Raw genomic sequence first — 8,704 nt, forward strand, 5'->3', positions numbered from 1 at the left:
GAAGGCGGCTTTGACTTGCCCCTGGAAGGGGCTATTCCAAGAACCTACATCATCTGCAACGACAATTGAGCCTCATGTTCCTGATCTTGTTTATCTTGATGGCGCACATATCGTCTAATGATTTCTTCATTAACCCCTACTGTATCTACAAAATAACCTCTGGCCCAAAAGCTATTGCCCCATAGCTTTTTACGTACATGAGGGAATTTATTGAATAGCCTTATCGCACTTCTTCCTTTCAATACTCCCATCAGCGTTGATACTGAAAGCTTCGGCGGGATTATGACTACCAAGTGAACGTGGTCTATCTGAACGTTTAATTCTAAAACCTCACAACCCTTCATATTGCAAAGGATATAAATTGACCTGTATAACTCCTTACCAAGGTTTCCTTTTAAAACGGTACTTCGGAGTCCAAACAATATGATATTTGCAACGCCAATAAACATGTGATGAACTTCTATAATCGCCCATGCTTTTCGTTTCCTCTTACTTGTGGTGAATAAGAAGTCTCTTTTAGCATGGGCGTAATTCAGGCTATAGCCTCAAGGAACAATCACCACCGCCAGAGGCGGTGGTTTTGGGATGACAATAAAAAAGCGCCAAACACGTTGGCGCTTTTCATAATGATCACTTATCAAATCAGCGTCATAGCCATCTTGCGGCGTAAATAGGCGATTTGCTGCATGTGTGGTAAATCCTTAGGACAGTTGTCTTGGCAGCCGAGTAAAGTCATACAACCAAACACCCCATCCTGATTACCAATCACATGGTAAAAATCCTCCGCTGTGCGCGCATCACGGCTATCCATCTCGAAACGGGCAATTTTCATCATACCGACGGCGCCGACAAAGGTTTCACGCATTTGCTTAGTCGCGCAAGCTGAAACACACACGCCGCACTCAACGCAGCGCTCAAGCTCATACAGGCGCGCAGCTTCGTCTGGGTCCATTGGATCTTCGAGGCAATGCACGCTGATATCGTTAGATTTTGGATGCAACCACAGCTTTAAGCGTTCGGCGAGTTCACGCATAAATTTACCGGTATTGACCGAGAGATCGCCAATCAACTCAAAGCCAGGCAGCGGCATTAACGTGATTTCGCCCTTGGGATATTTAGCGGTTAAAGTGCGACAGGCCAGCGTCGGGAGACCGTTAATCACCATAGCGCAACTGCCGCAAATACCGGCGCGGCAGACAAAGTCAAACTGCAATGAAGTATCTTGCTCTTCCCTGAGTTTATTGAGGGCGATAAAGACCGTCATCCCCGGCGTTTCGGTAAGCTGATATCGCACCATTTTCGGCTTATCGTTTGGCTCCTGCGGATCATAACGAAAGATATTAAAGGTTAACTGACGACCTTGGCTCATTATGATTTTTCTCCTAACGCATTGGCGGACGGGCTTTTTAAGGTATCACTCAAACGTTCATTATTGGGTTGTAAGCTCTCGGGCAATTCAAAGGGCATAAGCGCCCGCTGGCGTTGATAACGATCAGCATCCTCACCTAGCTCGGCTAAAATATTGGCAATCTGTTGCTCACGTTTTTCGGTATCCGGATGCACTATGGCGTTGTTGATGCCATAACCACGATAACCCGGCGGGAGCTCCATCTTCATCACATCGAGCGCTTCGTAATTAAGCACAGGTTCGAGCGCATCGGGATCCGGCCAACTGGCTAAGGTGCGATTTAGCCAGTCTCGATCATTTCGCTGTGGATAATCTTCTCGAGCATGGGCACCACGGCTCTCTGTTCGTGCCGCTGCGCCGCAGGCCACAGTCAGCGCCACTTTTAGCATACGCTTGACCCGCAGGGCTTCGACCAGCTCAGGATTGGCGTGACGCTTTTTACACTTAAGTCCGAGTTTACTCGAACGTTCCAGCAACACTTTAAGCTCGGCAACAGCCTTATCAAGCTCGGGGCCATTACGGAAAATCCCTACATAATCCATCATGATGCGCTGCATTTCACGTTTGAGGGCAAAGGCGCTCTCGTGGCCATCACCTTCGATCAGCAGATCAATTTCACTCAGCACCTGCTGCATAAAGCGTTCTGCAAGCTGAGTGTCAATCTCAAGGCTATTGTTCTCACAAAAATCGGCGACATATTTACCGATAATCATGCCGCCAACCACGGTTTCGGCCAACGAATTACCGCCTAAACGGTTAAAGCCATGCATATCCCAACAGGCCGCCTCACCGACACTGAACAAACCTTTAAGCTGTGGACTTTCACCCGTGGCATTGGTTCGAATGCCACCCATGGAATAATGCTGGGTTGGGCGCACCGGGATCCAATCTTTTGCGGGATCGATACCGAGGAAATTTTCACAAATTTCCTGCACTTCACGCAGGTTGGTTTCGATATGTTTGCGACCTAACAGAGTGATATCCAGCCACAGATGCGGTCCATAGGGGCTATCAACGCCCTTCCCTTTCCGTATGTGTTCTGTCATGCGGCGCGATACCACATCCCGCGATGCCAACTCTTTTTTATCGGGCTCATAGTCTGGCATAAAGCGATAACCGTCTTTATCACGCAATAAGCCGCCATCACCACGGCAACCTTCTGTAGTTAAAATGCCCACGGGAACAATGGCGGTAGGATGGAATTGTACCGCTTCCATATTGCCAAGCCTTGCCACGCCTGTTTCCAACGCGAGTGCTTGACCAATGCCTTCGCAGATAATCGCATTAGTCGACACTTCATAAATGCGGCCATATCCGCCAGTGGCAATAGTGGTGGACTTAGCCACATAGGCCCTGAGTTCACCGGTTATCAAACAGCGGGCGATCACCCCATGGCAACGTTTACCATCGTGAATCAGTGCCAGCGCTTCGATACGTTCATGGACGGGAATATCCATAGAAATCGCTTTGTTATCCATAGCGTATAACAGCGAATGGCCCGTACCATCGGCCGTGTAGCAAGTGCGCCATTTTTTTGTGCCGCCAAAGTCACGGGCGTTAATCAGTCCATGGGCTTCCTGCGCCTCATGCAAAGTCACTTTTTGCGCGTTCACAATCACGTCTCTTGGGCCTGCACTCACCCTCGACCAAGGCACGCCCCACGTCGCCAATTCACGCACAGCTTTAGGCGCACAGTGAGCAAACATCCGCGCCACATCTTGATCGCAGCCCCAGTCGGAACCTTTTACCGTATCTTGAAAATGCACATCTTCATCATCGCCCATGCCTTTTACGGCATTGCCTAAGCTCGCCTGCATACCGCCTTGGGCGGCAGCTGAGTGGGAGCGTTTCGCAGGAATGAGTGAGAGGACTAAGGTATCGAGCCCCCGCTCTTTGGAGGCAATCGCCACCCTTAAGCCAGCGAGTCCGGCGCCTACCACTAATGAATCGGTATAAATCAGTTTCACGCCTGCTCCTTAATTGGGTCTGTTGTGCTTGTGCCGTTTGCTGTATTCAACATTCTATTTATTAATAAGCTTATTCATTGATTTACTTATTCATTAATTGCCGGCGGAGTTAACTCGCATGGGGTAAAAACGCCAGCAGCGAAGCTATGCCGACGGTGACAAATAGCACGCTTACTATAGTTTTGATCTTACGTAATCGGTTGCGACTATTGAGATCCCGCGCCGCGCCCCATTTCAAGGCCACACGGTAAATACCAATCGCCGCATGTAACTCCACCGTGAGCAGCAACGGCAGGTAAACCATCCACACACCTTGATTCCAAATACGGTCGGCGCTTCCTTGGGGACCTATGGTTTCGGGGGCTGAGCCTATGAGCCACAGATGCACAGGCAGCAAGAGTAAAATCACCACACCGGTAATAGCTTGCCAGCGCCACAGACGCGTATCACTGTGGTTGATCACCTGCATTTGTTGCCTCAGTGCCCTTTGCTGACGCAAACTCATAGGTAACTTTTGCAGCGCAACTAACACATGCACTAACGCTAGAGCGGCAATGCCCATTGCAATAGCCGTCACCACCCAGGGATAACCGTGGCCATCGTCGGAGAGAAAACTCAACTCCATAGTGCGCGCCACCCAATTCATGGCATCGCTACCCAGTAAAATCGATGACACTAAGACTAAGTGGGTCCACAGAAAGACCGCGAGGATGACGCCAGACACGCTCTGACTTAAATCCAGCCAAGCACTCCATTTTTTAATAGTTAGTTTGATCGCCATCCTCTCGCCTCACGCCGTTGACCGTATCGAGCCAATCTCATTAAGTCTTACTGCAAATTAATATCGCTCACATATCCACATGAAAACGTGAGCCAGATCAATTGAGTGCTGAATAATTAACCTAATGCTTAAATAATAGCAGTGAAACAAAATCCTGCTGCCAGCTCAAAGCCTACTCAGGCACAAAGGGCTGCACAGGAATACCCAGCTCACTACCGATAAACAGATAGGACACTAGGCTCGCAGTCCCCAGACATAGCAGATAGATAATCAACACCTTAGCGACTTTTCGTAGACCTGAACGTTTAGTGGTTATGCCCCACTTTACCGCGACGCGATACAGGCCAATCATGGCGTGCACAACCACAGCAGGCAGCAACAGCACATACAGCAACCAAGCATTATCGTGATACACCCGCTCAGCCGATAAATGCGGGCCAATTTCAGGATTCAAAATCATAGTGAAGAGGTGAACTGGGACGAGGAAAAATAAAATAAAGCCGGTGATCAGTTGCCAAAACCACGCATGGGTGTCCTTGTGGTTGATACTACCCATGTGCAAGCGCAGGGCGCGCCATTGCCCGAGCTGCGCGGGAAAACGCCGCAGTGCTACCGCCGCATGCACTATCACCACCAATAGCATAAACACTGAAAACACTTTAGTAACTATGGGGAAACCGTGTCCTGTGCTGCTGAACATGCCACCTTCAAGCAACTGCACCACACGATAAAAGGCCTCTTTTCCCAGCAAAATGCTCGACTCAAAATGCATATGCAGCAATAAAAAGCTGCCGAGCATAATCCCAGTCGCACTCTGTAGCCTATCAGCCTTTGCTGACCAAGGATGACCTTGCGATGTACTCACCCTATTGTGAACTCGAGTTATGCTTGTCATCTTGGATTCACCTATGTCGTTTGTCGTTGGCACCTCTTGGCAAACTACACCATAGCAGTAACGCAGATCCGGCTTCAGCATCACAGATTTAAAGCGTGAGCCAACTCACCTGATTGAGTGCAACTCTTAGAACAAGATCACAAAAAACGCACCAAACCAAACAAAGGTAAAACCAATTAACCAATATATTTCATGGTGTTATACAAAAAATTAAAACTGACAATTCGCTTTCCAGCACCAATCGATGCGTGTTCGCTAACACTTTGTCTACGCAGACAAAAACGCTACACCGCGATAGTCAGTCGCAGAACCTTAAGCCATGGTTTACAATAGCGCGATATTTTGAACCCTTAGCGTTTGCACACTCAGCCACAGGATGCCCCCATGCCTTGGATCCAACTCCGAATCAACACCAATAGCGATGACGCTGAAACCATCAGCGACTTGCTCATGGAAGAAGGCTCAGTCTCTATCACCTTTGAAGATGGTAAAGACACCCCTATTTTTGAACCTAAACTGGGCGAAACCCCACTGTGGCGCGATACCGTTGTCGTTGCCTTATTCGATGCAGAAACCGATCTGACACCGACCATCGCCATGCTGAAAACCTTGCCTTTTCTCGGTGAGAACTTCAGCCATAAAGTCGAACAAATTGAAGATAAAGACTGGGTACGCGAATGGATGGATAACTTCCACCCCATCCAATTCGGCACGCGTCTGTGGATCTGCCCAAGCTGGCGCGAGATCCCCGATCCAACCGCAGTCAATGTGATCCTCGATCCCGGTCTTGCCTTCGGCACAGGCACTCACCCTACGACTGCATTGTGTTTAGAATGGTTAGACAGCTTAGATTTAAGCAATGAGGAAGTGATCGACTTTGGCTGTGGCTCTGGCATCTTAGCCGTAGCCGCACTGAAACTGGGCGCGAAAAACGTCACAGGTATCGATATCGACTATCAAGCCATCGACGCTTCACGTGCTAATGCCGAGCGCAATGATGTCGCCGACAAGCTAGCCTTGTACTTACCAGAAGATCAACCCGCCAATCTCAAAGCCGACGTACTGGTCGCCAACATTCTTGCCGGCCCACTGCGTGAATTAGCGCCTTTGATCGCAGAACGCGTAAAAACCGGTGGCAAACTTGCCCTTTCCGGTCTCCTCAAAGAACAAGCCCAAGAAATCTCTGACTTTTATAGCCAATGGTTCGATATGGACGCAGCGGCTCACAAAGAAGATTGGAGCCGCTTGACAGGCAAGCGTAAATAGCGCTAAAGGGTGGCGCAACATGCGCCACCGCTGGCTTCCAACTATTTAGCCTCTGACTTCTCGCCGATTAAAAGTCAAGAAAAAAAATTACCTCTAGGTCATTTATTGACCTTTTCACGGCCAACAAAAAGGGCTACTATAGCGCCCCTTTGAAGAGCTAAGGTGAAACATAAAATGCAGATTGGACCCTATCAACTGAACAATCAGCTGATCGTGGCACCAATGGCAGGTGTCACCGATCAAGCTTTCCGTAATCTTTGTCTTCGTTATGGCGCAGCCCTAGCGGTTTCCGAGATGCTTTCATCCAATCCTGAAGTTTGGGATACAGATAAAAGCCGCCAGCGCATGACGCATTCTGGCGAGGAAGGCATCCGCTCAGTGCAAATTGCAGGAGCCGATCCTGATTTAATGGCGCAAGCCGCGTTGTTCAATGTTGAACAAGGCGCTCACATCATTGATATCAATATGGGTTGCCCCGCGAAAAAAGTGAATAAAAAGCTGGCTGGCTCAGCGCTGATGCAAAACCCGCCGCTGGTAAAAGAAATTTTACAAGCCGTGGTCGCCGCAGTGAATGTGCCCGTCACGTTAAAGATTCGCACCGGCTGGGAGCCAGAACACAAGAATGGTGTTCAAATCGCCCAGATTGCCCAAGATTGTGGCATCGCCTCGCTCGCCGTTCACGGTCGCACGAGACAATGTATGTACAGAGGCGACGCTGAGTACGACACGATCAAAGCAATCAAGCAGAATGTCTCGATTCCTGTCGTCGCGAATGGGGATATCGACAGTCCGGAGAAAGCCCGCTTTGTGCTGGAATACACCGGTGCCGATGCCTTGATGATAGGACGGGGTGCTCAAGGACGGCCTTGGATTTTCAGAGAAATCCAGCACTACTTGGAAACGGGTAATAAGCTAGCGCCCATTGAGGTTGCCGAACAGCGTCAAGTGATGCTGGAACACCTCACCAAACTGTATGATTTGTATGGTGAATACAAGGGTATCCGCTTCGCCAGAAAACATATGGGATGGTACCTAGACCAAGAAGCTCAGCGCCAATTTAGGGCTGACTTTAATCGGCTGGAAACCGCTGCAGAACAGTATTCCCTCGTGGAATGTTATTTTGATGAATTAGTACAGAATTAATAAAGAGCAGAATAGAATGTTTGATCAGACAACTAACACAGAAGTTCACCAGCTTACCGTTGGCAAAATCGAAACCGCAAACGGCACTATCAAGCCCCAGTTATTACGTGACGCAGTAAAGCGTGCCGTAACTAACTTCTTCGCACAGTTGGACGGTCAGGAAGCACAAGAAGTTTATGAAATGGTGCTAAGCGAAGTTGAAGCGCCTCTGCTTGACATCATCATGCAACACACTCGTGGCAACCAAACCCGCGCAGCAAACATGCTAGGTATCAACCGTGGTACTCTGCGTAAAAAATTGAAAAAATACGGCATGAATTAATCCGCAAGGATTAAGTGATTGTTAGGAAAGGGGTTAACCTGTAAGGGTTAGCCCCTTTTCACATTATATGTACCCCCATATGTACCCCGAGAGAATTCCTAGTCGAACCTTTATCAATGAAAACGCCTATACCTATCTCAATACGAATTAAAACATCAGACCATCCGAAATGGCCTAAATGGTTTTCAATTAAGAACTATGATTGCCTTGCAGATCTCACCGCTGCACAATTTCTTAATGAGCTAGAGTTCAGGTTGACCCTTCACAACTCACCGACTTTACCTAATGGTAGAAAGCTGACTGACAGTAAACGGTGGCAACTGATCCAGAAGGGCTATGTCATCATCAATTCAAATCCGATTACGCCGCCAGACTTTCCGACAGTCATCGCATTGAACCATATTGATCTTCTCGGGATAACTGAAGAGATTAAACTCCGCAGTGGTGATCACTACTTAGACTTAGAGCCGCAACTATTAATGCCTTTGCTGGGGCAGAATCGAGACTTAACTGTGGTAGGCATAGACTTAACTAAACCCAATAAAGCGATATTGGGTGACTGTGAGTTCCTGATTAATCAGTTGCGTAAAACCCTATCAATCCCCGAATCCAAAGCGCCTGATAATTTTCAAGCAAATGAGAAAACCTTCAAAAAGCTGCTGACTTATAAGTTGATCCCCTACCTTGATCTCATGATGTATTGCTATAACCATGTCCCTTTTTATGAAGATAATTGGCAAAAGCTGGAATTTACACAAAATGTACTAAGTGAATTACTGCTTGGAGAAGAATCTAAACAAGAGCTTCGAATCGAGCTATATAAAAAAACCTATGCACCGTTTTATCGCAAGATTCTCGGCAACGAATCTCATCTAACGCAACTGCTTGCCAATATCAGGCACAATACTTGGGCGTTAGGCAC

8 protein-coding genes and 1 pseudogene are annotated in these 8,704 nt (G+C 48.1%); 4 read left to right on the plus strand and 5 right to left on the minus strand.

What is annotated here, in order from left to right; genetic code table 11:
• Positions 1 to 44: 44 nt before the first annotated feature.
• The 5 genes and pseudogenes from tnpA to Q4Q57_RS21725 form a co-directional block, all read right to left on the minus strand.
• A pseudogene (gene tnpA, locus Q4Q57_RS21705) lies at positions 45 to 474 on the minus strand (IS200/IS605 family transposase).
• Between the two features lie 163 nt (positions 475 to 637).
• Positions 638 to 1,369 carry a fumarate reductase iron-sulfur subunit gene (locus Q4Q57_RS21710; RefSeq protein WP_311891996.1) on the minus strand — a complete coding sequence of 244 codons (732 nt, stop codon included), beginning with the start codon at positions 1,367 to 1,369 and terminating at the stop codon, positions 638 to 640.
• Positions 1,369 to 3,375 carry a fumarate reductase flavoprotein subunit gene (locus Q4Q57_RS21715; RefSeq protein ID WP_311891997.1) on the minus strand — a complete coding sequence of 669 codons (2,007 nt, stop codon included), beginning with the start codon at positions 3,373 to 3,375 and terminating at the stop codon, positions 1,369 to 1,371. The genes Q4Q57_RS21710 and Q4Q57_RS21715 overlap by 1 nt, the downstream gene beginning before the upstream one ends.
• Positions 3,376 to 3,484: 109 nt before the next feature.
• Entirely contained in the window at positions 3,485 to 4,156 is a 672-nt protein-coding gene (locus Q4Q57_RS21720) for a fumarate reductase cytochrome b subunit (protein ID WP_115333742.1), read from the minus strand.
• A gap of 172 nt (positions 4,157 to 4,328) precedes the next feature.
• Complete coding sequence (locus tag Q4Q57_RS21725; RefSeq protein ID WP_311891998.1) at positions 4,329 to 5,051, minus strand: fumarate reductase cytochrome b subunit; 723 nt, start codon at positions 5,049 to 5,051, stop codon at positions 4,329 to 4,331.
• 384 nt (positions 5,052 to 5,435) lie between these two features.
• Here Q4Q57_RS21725 and prmA point away from each other — a divergent pair, with 384 nt between their 5' ends.
• The 4 genes from prmA to Q4Q57_RS21745 all read left to right on the plus strand — a co-directional run.
• Complete coding sequence (gene prmA / locus Q4Q57_RS21730; protein WP_311891999.1) at positions 5,436 to 6,317, plus strand: 50S ribosomal protein L11 methyltransferase; 882 nt, start codon at positions 5,436 to 5,438, stop codon at positions 6,315 to 6,317.
• Positions 6,318 to 6,491: 174 nt separating this feature from the next.
• A complete protein-coding gene (gene dusB, locus Q4Q57_RS21735) occupies positions 6,492 to 7,460 on the plus strand; it encodes a tRNA dihydrouridine synthase DusB (RefSeq protein WP_006083370.1) in 969 nt (322 codons plus the stop codon).
• A gap of 16 nt (positions 7,461 to 7,476) precedes the next feature.
• On the plus strand, positions 7,477 to 7,782 hold the full coding sequence (gene fis, locus Q4Q57_RS21740; protein WP_006083371.1) for a DNA-binding transcriptional regulator Fis: 306 nt from the start codon (positions 7,477 to 7,479) through the stop codon (positions 7,780 to 7,782).
• A gap of 116 nt (positions 7,783 to 7,898) precedes the next feature.
• The coding region (locus Q4Q57_RS21745) for a DUF6387 family protein (RefSeq protein WP_311892000.1) at positions 7,899 to 8,704 on the plus strand (806 nt) is incomplete at its 3' end.

Origin of the sequence: Shewanella sp. SP2S2-6 (genome assembly GCF_031931965.1) — a bacterium.
Classification (GTDB): Bacteria; Pseudomonadota; Gammaproteobacteria; order Enterobacterales; family Shewanellaceae; genus Shewanella; species Shewanella baltica.

Excerpts from the sequence above, each read along its gene's own strand:
- Q4Q57_RS21710 (WP_311891996.1), bottom strand. The coding sequence starts at position 1,369 with ATGAGCCAAGGTCGTCAGTTAACCTTTAATATCTTTCGTTATGATCCG.
- Q4Q57_RS21720 (WP_115333742.1), bottom strand. The coding sequence starts at position 4,156 with ATGGCGATCAAACTAACTATTAAAAAATGGAGTGCTTGGCTGGATTTA.
- Q4Q57_RS21725 (WP_311891998.1), bottom strand. The coding sequence starts at position 5,051 with ATGACAAGCATAACTCGAGTTCACAATAGGGTGAGTACATCGCAAGGT.
- prmA (WP_311891999.1), top strand. The coding sequence starts at position 5,436 with ATGCCTTGGATCCAACTCCGAATCAACACCAATAGCGATGACGCTGAA.
- fis (WP_006083371.1), top strand. The coding sequence starts at position 7,477 with ATGTTTGATCAGACAACTAACACAGAAGTTCACCAGCTTACCGTTGGC.
- dusB (WP_006083370.1), top strand. The coding sequence starts at position 6,492 with ATGCAGATTGGACCCTATCAACTGAACAATCAGCTGATCGTGGCACCA.